Source organism: Cytobacillus sp. MT66 (genome assembly GCF_058792595.1).
Genome location: NZ_JBXAFB010000008.1, coordinates 26,511 through 49,540, shown reverse-complemented (window position 1 = coordinate 49,540; position 23,030 = coordinate 26,511). Strand labels below are relative to the sequence as shown.

Annotated in this window: 20 protein-coding genes and 1 pseudogene; 5 read left to right on the top strand and 16 right to left on the bottom strand. The window is 36.4% G+C overall.

From position 1 onward, the window contains the following. The coding region (locus AC1Q59_RS15255; RefSeq protein ID WP_492366709.1) for a hypothetical protein at positions 1-1,320 on the bottom strand (1,320 nt) is incomplete at its 3' end. A gap of 495 nt (positions 1,321-1,815) precedes the next feature. Here AC1Q59_RS15255 and AC1Q59_RS15250 point away from each other — a divergent pair. After that, positions 1,816-3,057 (top strand): hypothetical protein, encoded by a 1,242-nt coding sequence (locus AC1Q59_RS15250; protein ID WP_492366708.1) that lies wholly within the window; start codon positions 1,816-1,818, stop codon positions 3,055-3,057. A gap of 23 nt (positions 3,058-3,080) precedes the next feature. Here AC1Q59_RS15250 and AC1Q59_RS15245 read toward each other — a convergent pair whose 3' ends face one another. From AC1Q59_RS15245 to AC1Q59_RS15235, 3 genes are all read right to left on the bottom strand, one after another. Continuing rightward, complete coding sequence (locus tag AC1Q59_RS15245; RefSeq protein WP_492366880.1) at positions 3,081-3,452, bottom strand: M67 family metallopeptidase; 372 nt, start codon at positions 3,450-3,452, stop codon at positions 3,081-3,083. A gap of 40 nt (positions 3,453-3,492) precedes the next feature. Then, positions 3,493-3,630, bottom strand: a complete 138-nt coding sequence (locus AC1Q59_RS15240) for a hypothetical protein (RefSeq protein WP_492366707.1) — start codon at positions 3,628-3,630, stop codon at positions 3,493-3,495. Between the two features lie 74 nt (positions 3,631-3,704). After that, complete coding sequence (locus tag AC1Q59_RS15235) at positions 3,705-4,823, bottom strand: BMQ_0737 family morphogenetic spore coat protein (RefSeq protein ID WP_492366706.1); 1,119 nt, start codon at positions 4,821-4,823, stop codon at positions 3,705-3,707. Positions 4,824-5,167: 344 nt separating this feature from the next. Between AC1Q59_RS15235 and AC1Q59_RS15230 the strand changes: the two genes are divergently transcribed. Next, positions 5,168-5,392: a helix-turn-helix domain-containing protein gene (locus AC1Q59_RS15230; protein ID WP_492366705.1), complete on the top strand. Its 225-nt coding sequence runs from the start codon at positions 5,168-5,170 to the stop codon at positions 5,390-5,392. A 1,759-nt stretch (positions 5,393-7,151) separates the two neighbouring features. Here the strand turns inward: AC1Q59_RS15230 and AC1Q59_RS15225 are convergent. The 3 genes and pseudogenes from AC1Q59_RS15225 to AC1Q59_RS15215 form a co-directional block, all read right to left on the bottom strand. Next, positions 7,152-7,478: a type II toxin-antitoxin system PemK/MazF family toxin gene (locus AC1Q59_RS15225; protein WP_492366704.1), complete on the bottom strand. Its 327-nt coding sequence runs from the start codon at positions 7,476-7,478 to the stop codon at positions 7,152-7,154. A 382-nt stretch (positions 7,479-7,860) separates the two neighbouring features. Continuing rightward, positions 7,861-9,154 (bottom strand): annotated as a pseudogene (locus AC1Q59_RS15220) (S8 family peptidase). A 114-nt stretch (positions 9,155-9,268) separates the two neighbouring features. Continuing rightward, positions 9,269-10,624 carry an N-acetylmuramoyl-L-alanine amidase gene (locus tag AC1Q59_RS15215; RefSeq protein ID WP_492366703.1) on the bottom strand — a complete coding sequence of 452 codons (1,356 nt, stop codon included), beginning with the start codon at positions 10,622-10,624 and terminating at the stop codon, positions 9,269-9,271. Between the two features lie 590 nt (positions 10,625-11,214). Between AC1Q59_RS15215 and AC1Q59_RS15210 the strand changes: the two genes are divergently transcribed. Further along, entirely contained in the window at positions 11,215-11,598 is a 384-nt protein-coding gene (locus AC1Q59_RS15210) for a DUF4183 domain-containing protein (protein WP_492366702.1), read from the top strand. Positions 11,599-11,653: 55 nt separating this feature from the next. Here AC1Q59_RS15210 and AC1Q59_RS15205 read toward each other — a convergent pair whose 3' ends face one another. The 3 genes from AC1Q59_RS15205 to AC1Q59_RS15195 all read right to left on the bottom strand — a co-directional run bounded on the left by AC1Q59_RS15205 (position 11,654) and on the right by AC1Q59_RS15195 (position 16,441). Continuing rightward, on the bottom strand, positions 11,654-12,031 hold the full coding sequence (locus AC1Q59_RS15205; RefSeq protein ID WP_492366701.1) for a DUF4183 domain-containing protein: 378 nt from the start codon (positions 12,029-12,031) through the stop codon (positions 11,654-11,656). Positions 12,032-13,208: 1,177 nt separating this feature from the next. After that, complete coding sequence (locus tag AC1Q59_RS15200; RefSeq protein WP_492366700.1) at positions 13,209-14,876, bottom strand: right-handed parallel beta-helix repeat-containing protein; 1,668 nt, start codon at positions 14,874-14,876, stop codon at positions 13,209-13,211. A 1,046-nt stretch (positions 14,877-15,922) separates the two neighbouring features. Beyond that, entirely contained in the window at positions 15,923-16,441 is a 519-nt protein-coding gene (locus AC1Q59_RS15195; protein ID WP_492366699.1) for a CBO0543 family protein, read from the bottom strand. 245 nt (positions 16,442-16,686) lie between these two features. Here AC1Q59_RS15195 and AC1Q59_RS15190 point away from each other — a divergent pair, with 245 nt between their 5' ends. After that, on the top strand, positions 16,687-16,884 hold the full coding sequence (locus AC1Q59_RS15190; protein WP_492366698.1) for a nitrilase-related carbon-nitrogen hydrolase: 198 nt from the start codon (positions 16,687-16,689) through the stop codon (positions 16,882-16,884). Between the two features lie 332 nt (positions 16,885-17,216). Here AC1Q59_RS15190 and AC1Q59_RS15185 read toward each other — a convergent pair whose 3' ends face one another. The 3 genes from AC1Q59_RS15185 to AC1Q59_RS15175 all read right to left on the bottom strand — a co-directional run bounded on the left by AC1Q59_RS15185 (position 17,217) and on the right by AC1Q59_RS15175 (position 19,719). After that, positions 17,217-17,450: a DUF3006 domain-containing protein gene (locus tag AC1Q59_RS15185; protein ID WP_492366697.1), complete on the bottom strand. Its 234-nt coding sequence runs from the start codon at positions 17,448-17,450 to the stop codon at positions 17,217-17,219. A gap of 24 nt (positions 17,451-17,474) precedes the next feature. Then, positions 17,475-19,112: an MBL fold metallo-hydrolase gene (locus AC1Q59_RS15180; RefSeq protein WP_492366696.1), complete on the bottom strand. Its 1,638-nt coding sequence runs from the start codon at positions 19,110-19,112 to the stop codon at positions 17,475-17,477. 310 nt (positions 19,113-19,422) lie between these two features. Then, positions 19,423-19,719, bottom strand: a complete 297-nt coding sequence (locus tag AC1Q59_RS15175; protein ID WP_492366695.1) for an OsmC family protein — start codon at positions 19,717-19,719, stop codon at positions 19,423-19,425. Between AC1Q59_RS15175 and AC1Q59_RS15170 the strand changes: the two genes are divergently transcribed. After that, the gene (locus AC1Q59_RS15170; protein ID WP_492366879.1) at positions 19,605-21,182 is read left to right on the top strand and encodes a CocE/NonD family hydrolase; all 1,578 of its coding nucleotides are present in this window, start codon (positions 19,605-19,607) and stop codon (positions 21,180-21,182) included. The two genes, AC1Q59_RS15175 and AC1Q59_RS15170, sit on opposite strands and share 115 nt — an antisense overlap. 196 nt (positions 21,183-21,378) lie before the next feature. Here the strand turns inward: AC1Q59_RS15170 and AC1Q59_RS15165 are convergent, their stop codons facing one another. The 3 genes from AC1Q59_RS15165 to AC1Q59_RS15155 form a co-directional block, all read right to left on the bottom strand. Beyond that, positions 21,379-21,945, bottom strand: a complete 567-nt coding sequence (locus tag AC1Q59_RS15165) for a site-specific integrase (RefSeq protein ID WP_492366694.1) — start codon at positions 21,943-21,945, stop codon at positions 21,379-21,381. Positions 21,946-22,133: 188 nt separating this feature from the next. Beyond that, positions 22,134-22,814, bottom strand: a complete 681-nt coding sequence (locus AC1Q59_RS15160; RefSeq protein WP_492366693.1) for an N-acetylmuramoyl-L-alanine amidase — start codon at positions 22,812-22,814, stop codon at positions 22,134-22,136. 20 nt (positions 22,815-22,834) lie between these two features. Further along, positions 22,835-22,969, bottom strand: a complete 135-nt coding sequence (locus AC1Q59_RS15155) for a YvrJ family protein (protein ID WP_492366692.1) — start codon at positions 22,967-22,969, stop codon at positions 22,835-22,837. Positions 22,970-23,030 lie beyond the last annotated feature (61 nt).

The window sequence follows — 23,030 nt, the reverse complement described above, 5'->3', positions numbered from 1 at the left end:
GTTCAAAGTTTCAATCTTTTGTACATACTCACTTTGTTTAGCTTTTTCCTCGGCGAGCTGAATTTTCATTTGACCCAGTTGCTCTGTAAGTTCTTGTTCTTTTGAAGAGAAACCGGAAATCTTATTATTCAAAGTTTCAATCTTTTGTACATACTCACTTTGTTTAGCTTTTTCTTCGGAGAGCTGGAGTTTGGTTTGATTAAGCTGTTTTGTAAGTTCTCTTGAAGATAGGCTTGAAATTCTCTTATTTAAAGTTTCAATCCTTTGAACATACTCACTCTGTTTATCTCTTTCCTTAGAAAGTTGATACTTTAGTTTATTAAACTCCCTGGAAAGCTGCTTTTCTTTTAAGGAGATACTGGAAAGTTCCTTATTTAAAATTTTAATCTTCTCTACATACTCACTCTGTTTATCATTTAGTGTTTTAATTTGTTTAGTATGCTTGTTTTCTAATTCTGAATATTTAGCGATGGATTGATTTAGCTGACCAATTTCTTCAGTATATTGTTTTTCCTTTTGTGTTAATACTTTAATTGATTCGTTTAATTGTTGTATTTGGTTTTTAAACTGTCCTTCTCTCTCTTTGTATAAAGTTTCAGCTTGCTTTAGTTTATTGATTTCCTTTTTTAGATCAGTTTCCCTGTTCGTTTGCTCTTTTACAGTAGCAGTTAGCATTTTAATTTCTTGTTTGTCAGAAATAATATTTTCAGAAAGGTTTGTTATTGTTTTATTAAGGTTTTCTGTTTCTGTTCTATTGTTACTGATCATATCCATTATTTTTTGAAAAGTGGGGAGAGTTTCTTTTATCTTTTCGAGTATTTCCTCTTCCACATTTTTATGATAAAGGGTATCAATGATATTTTCGATGTTTGTATGAATGGTTTCCACTGTTTTTATATAATCAACATCTTTATCTTGTGGTTTTAATTGTGAAATCAAAGGCGAAAATTTGCTATCCAGTTTCTTAAAGAGTTCATCAACCTTATTATTGAATTCACTTTCTAAGGAATCATATTTTGATAAATCACTATGAATAGAGTAAAGTTCAAGCTGCAGTTGTTCATTATCCTTTTTCAATTGAGAGAATGCATCTTCAAGAAGAGTTTTTTCATGTTCTTTTTGTTGAATCAAATCCTGAACCTCTTCAAGATCTTTTAATAATTTTTTATTCTCATCTTTTAGTTTTTTCCTTTGGCTTTTCTTCCAATTTTCTTCGAGTTCCTTTACCTTTTCCTTATACTGTAAAAGCTCAGACTTAAGATGAATGATTACTTGTTCTTGCTGGATACTTTTATCGTCAGGGTAGTCCGTAATCCGCATCTAAATACACTTCCTTTGTTTAACATATAAAATAATGAGGTTTATTTCGTTATAAATAGGTAACTGTATTTACAATAACTTTATATGGCTTTTATATACATATATATATGTAGAAAATGGGTATTTGTTGATTATTATTTGGATCCTTACCTACGAACACTGAAATGGCAAGTTTTAAGTGAGAATACCTAACTGCAAGGAAAACTCACGCACAAAATACACAGAACCCTTCTTATGAACAAACAAATTGTCCATTTAAGCAGGGTTATTGTAATGATTTGAACACGTAGTACAAAATTTATCAATCTGGTACATGGACAGGAAGGAAAATTGTAGTGACAGTAATATCTCCTTTTAATTCTTGTCAGAGCCTAATCAACTTCTGGGATCTAAGGTTAATTCACTCATTTTTTTGTAATCCATGAATATAGATTTATTAAGAGGTTCTATGTAATTAAGATGGGAACTAATCTAGAATGGTAAAGGAGGTACAAGATGGATTTAAAAATTAATGTGAAAAAAAAAGAGTTAGGAAAGGTAAAGTATGAAGATTTTCCTGCGTTTCAATACTTTTTTCATGAAATGGGGTTTGACATTGATTTAGACTCATCGAATCAAAGTGTTCATTTAACCTCAGCTCTAGAGAAGAGAAAAATTTTGATTACATCTGAAGAAAACGTAATACCTTATTCATTCAGAAAACATGATCAGGAGAGACTTGTACTTAAACAAATTCAAAGTTTTTTGGAAGCAAGTGGAGCTAATGCTTTGTTAAAAAAACAACAAATGGAAGGTAACACAGAAGCAGACTTGTATCTTAAATTTGCTTTGCTTGAAGTACCAAATATTAAGGAGCCTCTTCTAGAATTAAGCCATAGTTCAACATCCGTTTATCAAAAGTTAGTGGAAGTGATTAAGTCCGAATGTAAGAAAAGTTGTATTAATTTCAAATTAAACCCTGTTAGCAGCAACTATGAACCGGCTTCTTTAAATATTAAAATTTTGACGCCAGTGACACCTGATGATGATTTTTGGGGCCGTTACGGAGAAATCTATGCTCTAGTAATAACTTCAGGAATATTTGCAAGGTTTATAGAAAACTCCCCATTTTCACTTATTCCAGTCGAAAATCTACTTTGTTTTTTTTCCAAAAATACTTTTTCATATTCCCCAGAAAAACCAGTTCATAGGGGAGACTTAAAAGTTACAAATGAAAATTCAGAACTAAAAGAAACCTATGGGAACACTATAAAGGAAAATAAAACATTCGCGGCAGAGGTGTATTTTAATTATCATTTGTTAATTGAGGATAAGGAAGATAGCAAAAAAGTTCAGTTTCTAGGTGGTCTGAGTATTAAAAATATTGGTACCAAAGTACTTCGGAATCCTGTTATTTGTATTAGATCAAAGCCATCAAAAAATATTAAAATTACCGGGCAGATTGTGCCTCACGCTTTTGCGCAGACAAAAGGGGTTTTAAGCCAAGAAGGAGCGAAGGGTTGGCGTTATCTGAATGAAAATTGGTTAGAGGAATTTGAAGAAAAGGGAGAACTCTGGATTTGTCCAATTCAATCCCTCGATATCTTACCAGGACAAACTGAAACTTTATCTAATTTACAAATCACCCTCCTAAATTCAGAAGAGAAAACTATTCGTGTAGACTCAAGTGTCTTCTTTCCTAAGGATGATCTTGAATTTAAATCCAATAATCAAATTTCCTTGTCATTATTAGACTAAATATGTGTTACAGACCATTACCATTAGTCATCTGTAACACATATTTGATAAGGGATAATTTTTGTTTTTTCAAAACGAAATGCTCGAACAACTGGTTTTTTAAAGGCAAGTGATACAATAATATGAACCACATTTGGATAATTATTATATAACACGTCTTCAGGAGAAGGGTAGGCACGATCTGTAGGATGGGAATGATAGATTCCCATTAATTGTTCATGTTTCAACTCTATTTGAGTAAAAACTCTTTGAATCTCGTTAATATTCATTGCATAGGAATAGGGACTGCGATGAATATTTTCCATCTTCCAGATGCTTTTGGCTAACCCTCTCTTTCCCGACAATAGGCCACACGCCTCATATGGCAATTCTTTTTGACAATGTGAAATAATTATTTGATAACCCTCTTTTGTCAGATAAAAAGAAGGGAATGGATTATCTTCCTCGTCCGCAGCAGCCCCTTGTTGATGTGGTCTGTACCTGCTGAATACTTGATACTGTTTTTCTTTTGTAATTTTGTTTAGGATTGGGCAACCCTAATTTGCTTCTGATCTTTTTACGAAGTTTGCCCATATTTAAACTCTCCCTTTTCTATATTTAATTAATCAATTCATTAACGGGGGAGATGTCCCCCGGTCCAATTTTTCTTAAAAACGGTCACAATCTTCCACTTCTACTTCTAAATTAGGATTTACAACTGCTGATAAAGGAATAATTACGATTGTAGACGGACTTGTAATAGTGAGTGTTAGGGTATCCGCAGCATCCGTGTCAACTAAAGAAAGAGTAAATGTTGCGTTCTCGGCAACTCCGCCTGCCGGTGTAAATGTTCCTGTACCAGCTACATTTAATGTAGTAGTACCAACACATTCAGGTTGTTCAAATTCTGTTGCTGTGAATGTAAAGCTCTGATCTAGGTCATCGTCAGGTGTACCAATTGGAGTAGGAGCAGGGGTATCTATAAATGTAACTGTTAGATTGCTTCCTGCTAGAGTACACTGGTCACAGACAAGTGCTGTAAGATCCAATTGACCAGTCGGAGTAGCTAGAGGTAAACCGAGTTCGGTATAAGAAATAGTTGCTGTACCACTGTATTCACCAGCACCTTGGCATTCACAGTTTAATGGAGGGAAGAATGTCGGACACTGAGGTGGGAAAGTTGGAATAGGGCAATTAACTTCTTCCTCTGGAATTGGTACGATTTCACGAGGCCCACAGAATTTTGCTTCTACTTCAAGTTTTACTTCTGCTTCTACCTGCACATCCTTACACATAACAACGTCAATCATAACCATGTTTCCAAGCATTTGATTTAAAACCACAGAACATTGAACATCGTAGATATTACAATTTATTTCCGTTCCTTCAGGGAAACACAAGATGACATCGTCTACGAAACTAACAGGTACAACAAATCCGCATCCTGGAATAGGTCTTCCATTGCAAAAAAATTGAATTTGAAGTTGAACATGAAAGGCAAGTGAAACAATTTGAACCCCTGGTCCAAAATCTTCTGGGGCTGGACGAGAGCCAAGGAAGTCACAGGTACGGCTTCCTTCAACTTCGGAACAAGCAGCTGTAACTGCATTTCCTTCAGCCCGGCAATTTTCGATTGCTTCAAAGCATTCACTCGGAATAGGAACTTTATTTCGATCCCGATTCGTCATCACAACCCAGTCATATACTTTTGTAACTCTAATACATTCAGGTCCGATTGGATTAGGTCTAACTTGTTTTCCCCTAATGGATTTGATGTTTTTACTCATCTAAACATCTTTCCTTTCTTTCACATTGAGTGCTATTTAATATACATTAGCATCATATGGAATAAATCCAAAAAATGTACGATGTATAGTTAAAAATAGGCGGGAAAGATGAGAAAATTTTTCCTTTTGATTATTGCTTGTAAAGTCCTCAAATTTCACCACTAGAGAATCTATTCTGAAAGTATTTCTTTCCCTTATCTATTCTAATTGAGCATGACGCAGACCACGCTTCCTTGATTTTCAAGGAGTCCCTCATTTGATCCCGAATGATTGTTACGTTAAATAGAGGCATTTCATTGAAAAACGAATATAAATGAATTATCTAGGTCAAAGGGGGAAGTGTCATGTGTGAAACAAAAAAATCGCGTACTAGGCTCGGGGATTGGATTGATAAAAGGGGAATAAAACAGAAGGAACTAGTGAAGATTACGAGAATTAGCAAAAATACAGTTTCGAAGGCTTGTACCGATCAGGATTATATTCCTAGACAGGACACCATGAAAAAATTCTTAAAAGGCATTCGTAAAATAGATCCACAGTCAAAAATGAGTGACTTTTGGGATATGTAAAACAGGGTGTTGCATTGAATGCATCCCCCTGGGCAAGACCAATTGAACTGATTGGGTTAAGACTTTATATGATCAATGTCAAAGGCAAAACGTAGCCTTTTTCTTATACACCCCAACATATACTACCAAATACTAACAAGGCGTTTTGAACAGCTTAAGGCTTATCGGCGTTAATAACCATAATATAATATCCTGGGACATATTGTGATAACTTCATCGAAATGCTGTAACTTATTGCTGCACTATCTCTGAATTATAACTGTAGCGACATTAAGCTATGCGTTTAAATGTCCTGACTTCTGAAATAATGATTGTCCTTTTATGGTTTGAGTTTATGCCCTAAGAATAAAACTGTTACGTATAAGTAGTTTTTCTTTTTAGGTTTTAACCCGGTTTTTGTCCTAATTGTAGTCAGGAAGGAGCTTCTCAAAAACCATATGACGTTTATTAAAGAACATATGGAGAATTTTTTATAATAAATATTTTTTCCAGTTTTGTTGTTATTAATTATTATTATTCTTTTATTATTAGTTTCAAACACGGAGATGAGTGAGATTTTGGTATTTATTTCTTTAAAAGTTTTCTCTCACATATCCGTTATAAGTGTTTTTTAAAGGCAATCCTATATGTTATTTTTAAATTCTCTTTTATGAACTGTTCCTAGCAGTCCTAGAATTTTAAGTATATATTATACTCTATTCTAAATTTTCTTTTTTCCTCACAAAGCTTCTTTTTTTGTATTGTTAATGCTATAGCAATCAGGCCAACCATGAAATCTGGTTGACCTTAATAGAAAAAGGGGGGAGTATAATTAATATTTACTAAATCAACTATTTATATTAATCAAACTTTAGTTAAAAAAGCATTAATCCACAATTAACCAACATAAGAAGCTATTTTTGCTAATAATCCAAACCGTCAAATGAACGAATCATTAGTAATTCTATATTTCATAAGTCATAAAACCTATTAAATATTTGATGAAATATGAGAACTAAGAAGAAATTTAAAAGATGCCTATTAGGATTTCTAATACTATTCCAACACGAGTTTCCTACCAACATTAGCCAATAGTATTAGAATTAACAGATCCCCCATTTTAAAAATGTTCATGAAGTATCAGTACTTATATAGCAGTTGTAACATTAAGTTCTACCTGTAATTGTTATTGGATTTTAGTAAAACTTATTGGAAGGAGACTAGTGTATATTGGAAGAGGGAGCAAATCTAATAATTAAAATCAATTTTGGTTTCCCTTCTAATAGAAAATGAGAGAAAATCTTGATAAATCCACTCAAACACTAATATGGAAACCCATATATTTTATGCACGTTGTAGTGCACTCAAGCAAAAGAAGTTGTAAAATCAAAATAAAACGGTTAAAGAAAAATTATTTTTATTTGCTGTTGCTCAGATTAAGGGGAGAAATGGAAATTTATTTTACTATAGCCCTCATCCATTTCGTTAAACTTTTGCAGTTAAAATTAAATACAGTTTTTACATTTGCTTTTTCCATCGGAACAATAATTAGATTTGTAAGGTATTCTAATCATTTTTGCAACTTTTTTTCCCGATCCAGGGCCAAACAAAAAAGCATCACCTAAGCATTATCCATTAGAAAGGTTATTTGTGTATGCTTAGGTTTTTATATGCTTACCTTTTTATTTATTGAACATTCTGCCAATCAGAGCATTAGATTAATAGGTCGTAATCTCCAATTTTCTGCATTTTTTGAAGGGTTAAATGCCCAATTTCTTTTCTACATAAAGGTAAGTATCTTTGCCAAACAGTCATTCACAATTTCCTTTGGAACTTTCCCTTTTACTCGAAGATAGCGGGCTTTCCAATCCAAGCTTTTCACTTGATCAGTTAAAATTACCCCTTGAAAAGCTAAACCATCAGGGAGTTTCACTTCATATCCCCAGGACCTGATAGAACTGGTAATCGGACATATTATTGCAAAACCTGTTACCAGGTTAAACTCCTTTGGTGATAAAACGATACCAGGGCGATACCCTCCTTGTTCATGTCCTGCTTTGGGGTTAAAATTGACAAAAACAAGCTGGCCACGTTCCGGTGCTGCCATTTGATTATTTCCTTCCCTTCTATCCTAAAATTGATTTTTTGACGCTGTTCTTCCGAATGACATTGCGTCAGAAGATCCTCCAGCGCCTATTCTATCAGCGTTTTTTAAAGGATTAAGATGATTTTGCCTTCAATTCTATTAATATCAATTCATTTCGGATCCTTGACTAATTTTAGTCCGCTATATTCTTTGGGATCCTTTCTGTACGGGCTATTCCTCCATTGTTGAATGGTGGTTGTTGCTATCTAGTCCACCCTCCAAATTTAGCGAATAAGGAACTTGATCAGTTCGGAACCTTCCGAACTGATCAATGGAACATCCGATAGAAATTGTTACGCTTAACCGTGATTCATTTTTTGTTGTGGATACCTCTTAACAAAAACTAATGTTCTCTAACACTTATTTTTAATAAATTCTCCGTGTTTAAATAACCATTTCCTTGAGAATTTGGATCTTGTCCCATATCTTCACATGCGTTAATTAGATGCAGTTTTATGTCATCTGGAGATAGGTTTGGATTCCTTTGTAGCATTTGTGCGATTACACCTGCACAGATTGGGGTAGCCATTGAGGTTCCTGATAAGGAGAAATAATTTGAATCGACACGTGCTGATGGATTTGTCTTATCTAGAAAAGATCCTGGTGAACGTAAAGATATAATATTGACCCCAGGTGTGACTAGATCAGGTTTCATCAGGCCATCAATTGTTGGGCCACGGCTTGAAAAGTTAGCGACTATATCATCAGAACGGATAATCGTATTGCGGTCGTCCGCAGCTCCTACCGTAATCACTTTTGGGCTTGTCCCAGGACTGGCAATCGTTGATGACCGAGGACCAGAGTTTCCTGCTGCTACACACACAACTATACCGTTATCCCATGCCTTTTCCACTGCCCTTACAACAGGGTCATCTTCTGCGGGTTGCTGTGCTTCACTACCGAGTGATAATGAAAGAATATCAATATTCAATTGTGCTTGATTTTGGATACACCAGTCCACCCCGGAAATAACAGAAGAAAGTGAGCCAGTTCCCATTTTATTAAGAACCTTTACTCCAACTAAATTCGCCTCAGGGGCAGGTCCCTTATATTTTCCGCCGGATAATGTTCCGTTTCCAGCTACATTTCCTGCACAGTGTGTACCATGTCCATTATCATCATATGGAGTATCATCCAGCTTGTTGATAAAATCTTTAAATCCTTTAATTCTTCCTTTGTGGGTAGATGCCTGTATCAATTACTGCAATCGTTACATCTTTTCCTGTTAGGCCGGCGTTCTGTAATTGGTTGGAGTGAATGGATGGGATCGCCGTATCAAGTAGGGCTGTTACTTCTCGATCATAAAAGATCTTTTTAATGTGACCGCAGTTATCGAGTAAATGTTCTATTTTTTCGATAGATAATTTTGTAGAACAGCAGGAAATGGACGGATACGAACTCAGAGTACCGGAATGCGTTTTTCTTACATCCTTAATGCCTAGTTCAAAACATTCTGCCTCAAACTCAATAATTAATGGCAACTTCTTTACCTTCTTACTTAAATACTCTATGGGTCGGTGCAAAAAGCATGGAATGTTACGAAAAGGGGAGTAGATTTGTAGTAATTCTTGCCGGATGTTCTTATCAAGTTTATGCCCGTTTCGACGAACTAGCTGAATTACTGAAAAACCTAACATTACACTCATTCCTCTCTAAAAATTTTTGTACAAGATATCTTACGCAAATTTCTAATTGAGGGAATGATTAAATCGTTTAGAAATAACCAGAAGGGGCAATAAACCAGAAAAAGTTTAACTTTTCACTTCTTTTATTACATTATTCAGATTTTCCTGTGCGCTATTAATCATTTTTTCATAAAGGTTTAAAATGGATTGACCATAAGTACTCCCTGGCACAGCCCATTTTCCATTTAAACTAACCCAGGTCGGTGCAGAACCTCTTTTTACATAATCAAAACGAGGATCAATGAGTGGAAATCCATCTGGCAGTGGTTTAGTAGATGCATAGGCATACAAATGCTGCAAATGGGCAAGTACACCTTCTCTAGGTGTTTTAAAGCTTGCACCCGGATTATCAGGACCTGTTGCACCTAAACCGCAAAAGTTGTTTTGCTCCGGCCGTATGACCCCGGTGAATCGGAGATAGTCTGTTTCATGCATCGCCTGTGCAAAGGCGATGTCACCCCTAATTCCATAATACTCCCCGAACGTTAAATAATAGATGCCTAACTCCAGCGCTTTGGGATTAACCTTTTTAACAAATAGATTCATATGTGCCGGAGAGAGAAAGGTTTGTCCTAATATGGAATATCCGGATGAACTTCCAGCCTTAGGGATACTCTCTGAGCCTTCAGTGATAATAAATGCATCAAGAACCCCTGCTTTTTTAACACCTTCCAAATGTTTTTTTGCATTATCCAGGTTTGAAAATGCCCCTGCCTGAACCCTATACCAGACGGTTCCTGATATGGTTACGATATCCACAAATGATTCAATCCCTTTGGATCGAAGGAATACAACACGCTCATTGGCGTTATCTATTGATTTGAAAGCCCCTGCAACGACTTTATATATTACGCCAGGTTCTTCCTGCTGCTGTTTGCGTTTAAGATTAAATACTTTTGCTAATCCATTTGCATGGCCTTGTGCCACATTTTGGCACCAAGAAGATTGTTTCATCAGCGCTGCATCTTGTGCATTATCAATAAAGCCATTTTCCGTTAAAAGTGCAGGCATCACAGTTTCACGAAGAACATGAAAATTGGCCTTTTTCTTACCGCGGTTTGGTAACTGATTTAGTTTTGTTACCTCTGAATGGATAATACTCCGATATTTTGAGGTTGCAGAAGAGTCGGATAACCCTGAGTGAATATAATCCTCATACCCCCTTGCGGATCCATTAAAAGCATTACAGTGAATAGATAAATAAAAATCTGCCCCCCATGTGTTCGCCTCATCTGTGCGCTGCTTTAAACTCTTAGTTGAATCACCCATCCTGCTCATCTTCACTTGTACATTCTCAAATTGAGTAGTTAAGATTGAACGAATTCTAAGTGCAATATCTAAAGCAATATTCTTTTCGGCCAACCCATTCCCCACAGCGCCTGTGTCTGACCCTCCGTGACCTGGGTCTAAATAAAGCTTCATTCAAGACACTCCTTTCCTACATTAGATTAATCTTACATTTTATATATATGGGGAAAATTGAGGTTTGTAAGGGACATGTATCATTTTATTTGTATTATTAGGCAGAGGAATAGCCAATAAGGAGTTAGGCTAGTTAATAGCCTAATGATAGTAATTGTTTAAGATTTTTGGATCGCGTACCCGATTACAGGGTAAATACAATGGAATTATAGTGGGCTACTTATTATTGGAGTGAGAAGTGTAAACTGGCTTAGAATGAAGCAACGAAATGTGAATGCGAATTTATTATGTTGAAAGGTTTAATTCCACATTAAGACCCTCTTCCTACAAAACTTTTCTACTTTTATCTCAGCCGCTTAGTTAGGAAGAAAAGATATCATCATTTCAATTTCCCCCTTACAAACGCCTGTATAGAGCCCATTTAAATCATTTAATCTAGATATTGAATGGTTGGCTTTAGTATGTCTTTTAGGATAGGTGGGATTCAGACAATTTTTAAAAGTTTTAAAATAAATTAATCAACTTGTCCAATACAATATTTTCCTATCATCATATATTAGTATATATTGTTAGAAAGGAGGGACATATCATTGGCACTTCAACTTATGAAAATTCTTGTTAATGCTACGACGATAACAAATGTTGTTCCTACCCCCGAAAAATTTTTTAATGTAACAGCAGCCGAAACAGCAGCCGGAGATACATTAACCATAGACACAGCTGCTTTTTTCTTAGATGACGGTACGGCAGCTACTGAGCTTCCTGTGTTAGCTACTGACAATAGTTATTTCAATGTGTATATTAATGGTGCTTTGCAAATGGAAGGGAATTCAACATACACACCTGGAACAACTGGTATCGGATCACTGGCATTTGCGGTACCTGCAGGTGGAGATTCAATCCTTCCGAACTCACCTGTTGTTTTAGAAGTAGTCAATTATGCTCCAACATCAAATACAACTGTTGAAACATAGACTAAAGCTCGGGTTACCCGAGCTTTTTGACATCTTTCTAAAGACAAATTATTATCTAAGGTTCATAAATTTTTATAAACTGAAGGATGATAGGCACACCTTGATTGGGGACATCTTTAGTTGTTAAGACTAGCACACCTCTTTTCACTCGATAAAGAACAGGAGGTTGAAGCATACCATTTATAAATAGGTTTGTATAAGACACAGAATTTGGATCAAGAATACCGACATTCCCATATTCTCCTGAACCGTCTTTGTTTGTATATATTCTTTTTATACCGTCAGAGAAAGTCACATACTGTAGAGATTCTCCCTTTAAAATTCTCGGTACCTCGTTTCCAGGGTAAATATCTGGACAACCTTTTGGAGGGGGAGAGGGGAAACAAATACTCTTTTTGTTCATCTCATGAAGATTTTTTAGTTTGTTTTTCATACCTAAATCACCCTCCTTGTCAGTTAGCCATATTACAAAATAAACAAACTATAGTTTATATACTTAAAATATATTAATTAATTACTAATTAATTAATTCAATATTGTTAAATTTGGAACACTAAATATCCTAGGTTTTAGCACATTTTTCAATCCCAGTGAACGGAAGCCTTTTGAGGTTCTTATTTAAACAATCCATTCCTGATCTATTGCTCTACAAACTAAATTATCTGGAATATTAATTGTTCCCGTTTGGTTACTATATTTTGCGTAACTCCAGGTTTAGTCGTGGGTCTAACATAAAAATTTCAAAAAAAAGATGGTAAGCTAAAAACCTTTACTCATCATTTTTTTTGGGAATTTGTACCAAATTAATTAAGAAAGTATTATTTTGGTTTTAATTTCTATAATAAAAACTGTTGCTCAAACTTTTTTGTACGCTGGTTATCACTTTATGAAACCATGGATTGATAGCTACGCAGCAAAGTTTGAGCAACACAAAATAAACTTACAATAAATGGAATGTTAAACATTATAGACATCAACACTAAAAGGCGCCTTTTTAGGCGCCTTTTAGCAGCTGGTTGAAGACAAAGATCACTTTAGTTATGTTTATGTTAGCTATTTAAAAATGGTTGGGTTATAGCCAACTATTTTTAAAAAAGAGCAAGGTGCTGCTGTTAGGTTCATTGAATAGGAGTCTCCGCCTTGCTCAATTATTATATCTTCTCCATAAATACTTGATGAATATACATAATGTAAAATGTTACTGCCCATTATGACTGGAGTACATACATTTTGAAGCAAATATGCATATATATAGTAAAAGGACGTTTTTTTCATAGGGTAGTCCCTGATTTGAGAGCAGCCTTTTATATAAAGGGGTTGCTCCTTTTTAATTTGATGAATAGATTTATTAAATAAAAAAGGTAATAGTGAGTTTTTTAAAATCGAGCATAGTATTTAGTGGAGTAGCGATTTATTACAAAAGAATGCTCATTATGGTAAGGGACAGGGTTTTATAAAAATAGACCCATGAAAAAAGTGGACAGTTGAAGAAATATTTGAACCTGAAAAACTCCGGATTTTTTAATACACAAGCCCTTATTTATTATAAGATGATGATTTTACCAAAGGATATACGGGGTTGACAATCTTTACAACAGAAAACCATAACACTATATATTTATGTTTCCTTGTAAATCAAAAGCATCTAGTGTCATTCCAAAAGCTGCTGCATCAGCATTATACCCTACTGGGAATACTGGATCAACAATATCACCAGGACGCTGACCATAACCATTTGGAAAATCAAACGTATTTTCATAGACTTGAATTTGATCCTCTGCAGGAATGTTGCTACCACCACCGCCACCAGCAAAATATACAGCTAGGCGAGTAGGGTGTGGGTTAATGAATAGATTATTTTGAATTAATAGGTTTTCAACCAAAGCATAATTCACACGTGTTGTTAAGATGATTGAACTTCCAGATCTGTCTTGATGGTCAATATTATTATCCATTATAAATAAACTAGTTGGGCCTTCAAGAATACTAAAAAAGTTAACAAATTGCGTAAATCTCTCCACTGTATTTCCATTAATATTGATCGTGCCAGATACTGTATAGGACACAAGATTTGGTTCGAAGATTACTGCCCCTATACTTGTAGCATTTCCCTGAAATGTATTATTCAGGACACTTGTAGTTCCGCGTACCATTTGAAACCTTAAAGACTGAGTATTATTAGCATTGTGAATAAATAGATTACCTTCCAGTGTCATGTTTTCAACCCACATATAACCGCTTCGAACCGTGCCTTCAATAATACTGTTCCGAATAGTAATATTACGGTAAAGATTGTCCAGTGTTCTTAATGGCACACTAAACACTGCATTACTTCCAGTCAAGGTTCTATTGCTAATTAAATATAAGCCATCTACCGTAACATTATCGGCTTGAACCACAAGTCCATCCAAAGTATTTTCAGTCCCGAATATAATTTGTGGAAGGGGACCGTCTTCACCTTGTAAAGTCAACGATTTAGAAATCACGAGTTGAGTTTCAATATTATAGGTGCCTTCTAAGACATGAACAGTTCCATTAGGGTTAACAGCATTTATTCCTTCTTCAATCGTTCCAAATGGATTAGCCCGACTTCCATCACCTCCGGATGTTCCAGAGCTTACATAAATATTGTTTGGGTCAATGGTGACCATATTGACTGCCTCATTGAGGGCGTTTTGGACATTTTCAACACTTGAATATCCAATAGGGGGACGATTATCCAAAAGAATCTCAGCAACTTGGTTCATTTGATCATCGCTTAAGGTATTATAGGCAGCAAGGTCAAGACCAAGCGCAGGGTTTTCAATGGCATCACGCATTTCAGTTGGGGTCTGGGATTCATTAACTGCTTGTAGAGCCGGATTCATAGGTGTACCGAATTCTCCTGGTAATACTCGTTGAAGATTAATGATTTGTCCTTGAGCGTTCTGTGTGAAGATGGTGGCTGTAATTTGGCTCCCACCTCCAGGATCAGGAAAGGTTGTTATTCGAACGCCAAACCCATAGATTAAGGGACTATTAAGTGTTACTTCAAGTATAAATACAGGCCCAACACTAGTAACAGTTGAACCAAATTCCGATAATCCAACTAAATTTTTAGCATAAATGACTTGTTGAGCACGTCCTTGTTCATTGGGATTAGTAATTCGATAAACTTCAATTAGGGCGTTAGCAGGGAAATTTCCAGTTGCTGTATTTTCAACACTTACAAACAATTTATTGGCTATTCGGCCTGTCCCATCTATATTGGGGATAGGACCGGTATCATATATGGCCAAAGCACATCGCTCCCTTCTTTTATCAATATTCCATTATATGTATAAAAACATTTTAAGGTTGTGCTTGTACCTAAAATTGAAAGTCTGGTTTAGAAACAAATAGAGGGTATAACATTAACAAAATAGTTGTCGGCATCGGAGGGAAGAAATAACTCCTCCTATATACAAGTTATAGTTATGAAAGAGAATCAATTTGCGGGGGATGTATTAAGAAACCCAAATATCTTAACGGTAGGTACAAATATGGTTAGAATTGGCCCAAATATATTCCATCGGAAGAAGCGATTTTACGAGTAGAAGAGGTGGCGTAAATACATTGGCATTCTTTGTTAAGGTGTATGGCCATTGTCCAAATCAGTCGACATTGTTTCTTTAGGGGGATTGAAACATCCCGTACACAAGGGAAACAATTATGATTCAGCAAAAGTTTTACGTGAAAAGCTGCTTATTTGATGTGAAGATGGAAAACGGTTATATGTAAAAATCATGAAAATGAAAGACTGGTTCAAGAATTTATTCCAAATAACGAAGCAAACCGCTAAAAAAGGAACCTTACAAATCGTTATGATCTTTTATCGGGGTCCTGCCGACAAAACGCAGATATTATACGCTAAGGAAACGCTTAAAGGAACCAACTTTTTTAATTTGACTTGTTAAGCAAACGCACCTTTATATACAGTATGGTTTTTGACCTTTTCATCGTTAATAAAGAAACAAAAATAGAATATTTTCTATCTTCGTTTACTTCTTATCTTCAGTAAGTAATTATAGTTTTCAACGTAAACAACGATAGGACTTTACTTGGAGAGGTAGGTATGATAGGCTCGTTTGCCTAATGAAACCTTAGCTTCAGCCTTTCAAGACAAATCGTATCCACAGAGGCTCCAAGTCAAGTCCTTAAACGCTTATCTATGGATACATATAAACAATGATAAAAGGTTGCGTTAGCTTAACAAGACTGGCACACAAAATAACTCCTCTAACTTCAAACTTAGAAGAGTTAACACAAATTTGGCTATTTCACTAAAAAGTCTTCTAATTCAGTTTCATCTACCTATCGGAACATTAAAATAGAGTACAAAAAAGGAGATAATGGGAATAGAAATGAGCAAAGCTGTTATGGGATACTTATAATGTAATCTTAGCATTGGGAACATTATCGTATTGAATATAACTGACCATCCCATTGTCCAATTATTATGATGCGATACTAAATCTAAATATCGTAAGTTTATGTATTCTATTAGAGAAAATAAAACCACCCAGAACAATACCCATATCATAATGTTAATTCTCTTGCTTGGGAATTTCCCTAGATAGATTAAAACAGTGGCTGGATAACAAACAAACATAATTAATAATGAAATGACCATATGATTTGGTAGAAGATAAAAACCAAATATGCTCTCCTTATACTCCCACATAATATAGTCGTAACAAAGAAAATTATAAAGTAAATCACCAAACCATAAGAACAAAATCGTGGAATGGTATTTACTCCAATCTCTCCAGTCACCCCATTTTATTGCTGCAAATAGAAAAAGTGCATTAAATATTATGTGCATGATTTAAGCTCCAAAGTTTTTATTAACACTATAATTCCCAATTTTCAACAAATTCATTGTAAAATTTCATATAAAAACCAAATCTAAATTCTTTATCTTTATTAAATTAACCTGCTCTTATATACAGTATATCAAGGCGTAGTATTTAACGTTAACAAAGTTAAATACTACACCTTTTTTGTAACATTAAATACTACCTATATACGGGAAGGAAATATAGTTAATCATAGTTAACATAGAAAGACTTGCAAAAATACGTCGCTATAGTACAAGTATCACCTATTTTACCAACGAATAAGGAAAAACCATTTGATTTAATTTGTGAAATCCTTGCTGAGGTAACCGATAATGGGGCGAAGCTTGTTGTATTCCCAGAGTGTTTTCTTCCATATCTAAATTGGAATTTAGATTTCTCGCAAACAAAGAGTTTGATCTTCATATGAAGGAGCTTACTTATAATGCAATTTGTATTCCTGGGCCAGAAACAGATAAAATAACTAAATATTTCTTCAGTTTCATTTACGCCTATTACGACATATACACCTTTTTCACGTGCGACTCTTCACCCGTGGTGGTATTTGCTAAAAAGCTCCGTCCTGTGCGCTTCGCTAAGGGGCAAATTTCGCTGTCGCGATACCACGGGCACTTCCCGCAAGTAAAGGGACGCTTCGCTGGGCTGGAGAGCATACAGAAGTGAACAAATTTTTAATAAGAAAAACAAAAAGGACCCCAATAGATAGAATGTTTAACAATTGGGGTCAGTCCTAGGAGTTGCTTATTTATTCTTCAATTTCTCAATTAAATCAATAACCTTACTTCTCATTTTTTCCGTTTCATCGTTAAGCAGAGAAATCGAATATTCATCATCCTCTTTTATTACCGATAAGATATCTCCTTCTCTAAATCCCTCGAGTACTTCTTTAGGAATAAGAAGCTGTTTATCCTCATTTGGATGTTTCAGAAGAACTCCAAACGAATCTTCAAAACGATCAAGAGTATATGTGGTCATTCAAAGCAACTCCTTTATTTAATATTAGCGTTCACATGACCATCCATCATTATCTCGATCGTGTTTGGCAGCATAGGCTGGGTGGCCAGTTTGTACACCATTCGGGTAGTACTCTCGCATTGCTGTACAGTTAGCAAATGAGGTAGGTGCCCCCGGAATGACATATGTTCCTGAACCAGGGTCTGCTGGCTGTTCAGGAGTTGTTACAGGTGGCTCTGGAACAGGAGTAGGTGTTATTGTGACACCATTCCATGGTTTAGTATTAAAAGAATAGCTCAATCCATTTGTGCTCATGGTAATATTACCAGAAAAAACAGTGGAGTATAGTAAAGATCCTGCATTCTTTAGACGGCTCACAACTTCTGAATGAGGATGCCCATATGAATTCTCAAAACCATATGATAAGACTGTTGCAGCAGGCTTAACAGCATTAATAAATGCTTGAGAACTGCTAGTATTTGAACCGTGGTGTCCGGCTTTTAATACTGTAGATTTAACGGCATAACTGCTCATTATTTCTTGTTCTGTGGCAGTGTCTGCATCTCCCATTAACAAGACACTAATGTTTCCGTATGTTAAGCGCAGTACAATTGATGCTTCATTGTTATCGTCTCCAGCTTCAGCTGCGTTCAATACAGTTATCCCAAGGTTTGAATCTAGATTAATCGTGCTGCCTGCCTTAGGAATTACATAATTGATATCTTTAGTATCGACCAAAGATAATAACTCATAGTAAGTCTGAGTCGTATGTGATTGTCCGGAATCTACAAAGTTACTTACCTGGAAAGTATTAAGGACTGAAATTAGTCCGCCGATATGATCGGCATCTGGATGAGTAGCAACTACATAATCGAGTTTGGTTACTCCTTTATTTTTTAGGAAGCTAACCACTTCATCTCCGGCTGATTTTGCCCCGCCATCAACAAGCATATTTTTACCGTTTGAAGTTTGGATCAGAATAGAATCCCCTTGCCCTACATCGATAAAATGAACTTGTAATGGCTTATTATTTACGGTATCCAATAAAGCTAATTTTGCTTTTGAAGGTGTTTCATATTTGATAGATGAACCTTTTTTTACAAAGAGTCCTCCACCAAGCCCGTACATACCTCCATTTGCACTCTTATAGGAATATACACGGAATTCTTCGCCCTTTTTTAGTGTCTTTACCAATTTCATATTTACATCGTAAACTGGTGTATTTCCGAGAACGGTGATCTTTCCAATTTGCCCCTTCTTTAATTCTGTTTTTCCCCACATGATTTTGGTTGATCCAGCAGGAGTAGAAGTATTTTGTGGAGCCGTCGATTGTTGTTCAAGCAGCGCTAATTTCGCTTTTGAAGGCGTTTCGTATTTTACTTTGGAGCTTTTCTGGATATATTGTCCACCCCCAACGCCATACAATCCGTCATGTGCACTTTTATAGCTGTATACACGATATTCGTCTCCAGCTTTTAATGTACGAACAGTCTTTAGAGAACCATTCGCTTCTAAAGTGACCAAATTTGTATTTGATAAGACCGTGACCTTTCCGATCTGGCCGACCTTTAATTCTGTTTTTCCCCACATTACACGCGTAGCAGCATGTGCATCAGAAGATTGGAGCCCTGTAATAGAAAAAATTAATACGGCTGCCAATAACATCATAACTATTTTTTTCATTCATTTACCCCCAATAGATTATCCTTTAGACCAAATACAATGATACTACAGGAATAGGGGGTATCGTACAGGTAGTTTAATCCTAATCATCCGATAAAAGGGATTATATTCCACTATTCTCATTCGGAGACTTCCGAATGGTTCGAAAACAGCTTCCGAATTGTTCGGAATGTGGGGAAAGGTACAGATTGCAATTAGGTTATTCAGGATAGGAAGTAGTGCTAGAATAAAGAGGATTTAACGAAGAGTGGCTGTCTAAAAAGACAGCCACTTCTTATAATGGTCTTTTACTAAGGATAATCATGCAACATTATTTAACAGGATTCTCAACAACAACATTTGCGGAAACAAGATTAACTGTATTTGCAATCGTATCTCCTACAGGGCAATGTGCTTCAATATATTGTTTATATGCTTCGATTTTTTCTTCAGGGGCTGTTGTTTCAATATGAAATGTATATCTTGTTGTTTGAAACCCAGGTCGTACATCAGATTTACCAAGAAATCCGTCAATGTCAATATCTCCCTCTACCTCAACCCAAAAGTTTTGAAGATCTATATCAAATTTTTTCGCATAGGCCAGAAGGATTACAAGGTCCGTTCCCAACGATTGTTCAACTTAACGGATATGGTCATGGGGATCCAGGAAACTCGTTTGAGGGGATGCTTATTGATCTAGCACAACGCGGTTATGCAGTTCTGCATATAAGCTTGAGAGGCTCAGGTACGTCCGAAGGTGAAAGCGGTCTATACAACCATTTTGGAGAAGATGGTTATGATGTCATCGAATGGGCAGCAAAGCAGACATGGAGTGATGGAAAAGTTGGCACAACAGGCCTTTCCCTTTTAGGAATTAGCCAATGGCTCGCAGCAAAAGAACTTCCTCCAAGTCTTAAAGCGATAAGCCCGGTTGTAGGCTGTACGGATTGCTATAATTATTTATGGTATCCTGGCGGAATGGAGGCTGGACCAGGCCGTGTAGCACGTGGTTATGAATATGATGTAGCAAGCCAGCATCGTAATTTTGACGACTGGTGGAAAGAACGCACAGTTTCTACTGACGAATTAAAAGCAATTGCCGACAGTGGTGTAGCAGCATTTATTTCAGGAGGCTGGAATGACTATATCAGTCCTGGAAACGTGAAGGCATATGAATTATACAGCAGTTTTGGAGGCGACAGTAAATTAATCATGTCACCTGGTGCCCATGCATACCTTTCAGGAGTTATGTCGTATGAGTTTGAAGATTACCAAGCCCTATGGTTTGATAAGTACTTAAAGGGTGAGGATAACGGGGTTGATGAAAGAGATCCCGTATTGATTTATGTTCAAGGGGCGAACCAATGGCGCTATGAGAAGGCTTGGCCGCTTCATGACACCAATTATGTTGACTTATATTTAAGCCACAAACAGAGCCGTTCAATCGACAGTATCAATGATGGTTCCTTTACGAGTGATTCTCCCAATAAAAAGAAGGATAGTGTGAGCTATAAGTATTCACCAGAAAATGGCCCATTCCTGCCATCACTATTGAGTTCAGGTGGCAGACTGCAAATTAACCAGCAGCCTTACGAAGAAAATACTGTTACTTGGACAACGGACACCCTTACAGTTCCAACTGAAATTACGGGTAATATGTCACTAACCTTCTGGGCAGAAGCAGATGCAGAAGATGCAGATTTTGTTGTTCAGATTACGGATGTTGCCCCAGATGGAACATCCAAACAGGTTACAGCAGGATACTTAAATGCTACTAGAGTTGAATCTCGCGCTAATCCTAAACCGTTAACACCAGGTGAAGTGGAGAAATATACAGTTGGAATTTTGCCAACATCGTATGTGTTTGAAAAAGGCCACCGCATTCGCCTTAGCGTTGCAGGAGGTGCGAAAAAACTTGATGATCAAACAGCACCTCAGGGACCTGGAATAAACGATACACCAGCTTCTGTTAAAATTTATCAAGACGCTGACCACCCATCCCATTTAACACTGCCTGTCATCGGTCAGAAGTCTTTAAAAACAACTAAGGCAAATATTCGTGCAATCGAAAATTCCACTAAGAAAAAATAATAATGAAACGCCTTCACCCCCATTTAGGGCCTGAATTAAATTTCGCCCTAAATGGGGGTGAATCTTTTTTTGGAAACTATAGTAAGAAATTAGCAACTTCAGATTGAGCACCAAATTGACAATAACCAATCCAGAGCTATCAATAAGAAAAAGAAATACTGAGATTTATTATATAGAAGCTTATTAAGAAGATTTATTAGAGGTCCAGCTTTAACACGACTTCGTCCAATTGCTCTTGGGTGATACCAATATACCGCAATGTTTCTGATTGACTGGAATGGTTTAGCAGCTTTTGGATCATTGATAGGTCCACTCCGGACTTATAAGCAAAGTAACCAAATGTTTTTCGGAGTGAATGGGTACCAATTCGCTCGTCAATCCCAACGGCTTCAGTGGCCTGATTTAATATTTCGTAGGCATGCTGCCGGCTGATTGGTCCTCCTTTTTGGCTTAGGAATAGAGGGTCAGATAATGATGCAGATGGTCTTTCTTTTTCCAGGTATCGTTCTATTAACTTGCTAGTCTTTTTATTAAGAGCTATATAACGCTTTTTGCCGGTCTTTTGTTCGCGCAGCACAATGCGGTCTGTTACTCCTTTTTTATTTAGTACATCACCAACCTTGAGGGAGAGTAGGTCGCTTATTCTGAACCCAGTATTGATTCCTAGAACGAAAAGAAGTTCGTTTCTAAGCGATGATGCGCGTAAAATCTTCTTTATGGCCTCTATTTTTGCTCGGTCGCGTATTGGTTGAACCGTGCTCATAAATCAGACTTCCTCCTCTACTGATTTGGATTTTAACAGATTTTCGCTAATAAATTGCCAGTCATAAAAGACTTGCAAAACCTTTGTGTATCAATACTTTTTACAAAATCTAAAAATCTGACATTACTTGGTATTGTAAGATTTTTAGATTTTATAAAAAAAGCTCCACCAAATATCTGCAGAGCCAACTATGATTCTCTTACGCGTACGACCCATCCGTACTGATCCGTCAGCATCTTTGCGTTTTTTTCAGCCTCTTCTTTGTATTTAAAGGTTCCGGTGACGAGATAGTATTTCTTTGCCTGCTGTGGGCTAGGGGTCTTTTTTGTTAATCCTGCTGCTTTGGCGAGTCCCACGGCATGCGCTTCAGCTACTTTATTAATGAAGTCCTCGGACTTTAAAAGGGCAGACTCAATTGGGTTTGAGATAAATAGTGTTTCAGTCAGTACTGCTGGCATATCTGTTTCGCGAACAACAGCGAAATTTTGTTGCTTCATTCCGCGATCGGGGATATTATGCTGCTTCAGGACCTTCATTACTTCTTCATGCACGCATTTTTGCAATTCTAATGATTTTCCAGATTTCCCTGGATACCGGTACGTTTCAAAGCCCTTAGATAAAGTGTTAAAACTATTAATATGGAATGAACAGAACAAGTCAGCTTTCACCATATTCGCGATATTTGCCCTCTCTGAAAGCGATAGAAACACATCCTTGTTCCTTGTATACACCACATCACAGTTGTAGTGCGTCCTCAAATATTTACCAGCACTAAGAGCCAGCTGCAAGGTAATATCCTTTTCAAATATTCCATTCCCGAAGGCGCCGGGATCTTTTCCTCCATGCCCAGGGTCAATTGCTATAAGCATGTTCTTCATCCTTTCAAATGTTATTTTTTTAGCGATATGGTCAGGTCATTAATGGACTGTGAGAGTTGATCTATCTTTGTTTCCATTCGATTAAGAAGGTAAAAGGTAACCAAAATCGGGAAACCAACTTCACTGATCATGGACATCCAATCCATTATCGTTCTCCTCCTTTCTTATTAGATAAATGAAAACGGAAGGCTAAAGGACCTTCCGTTA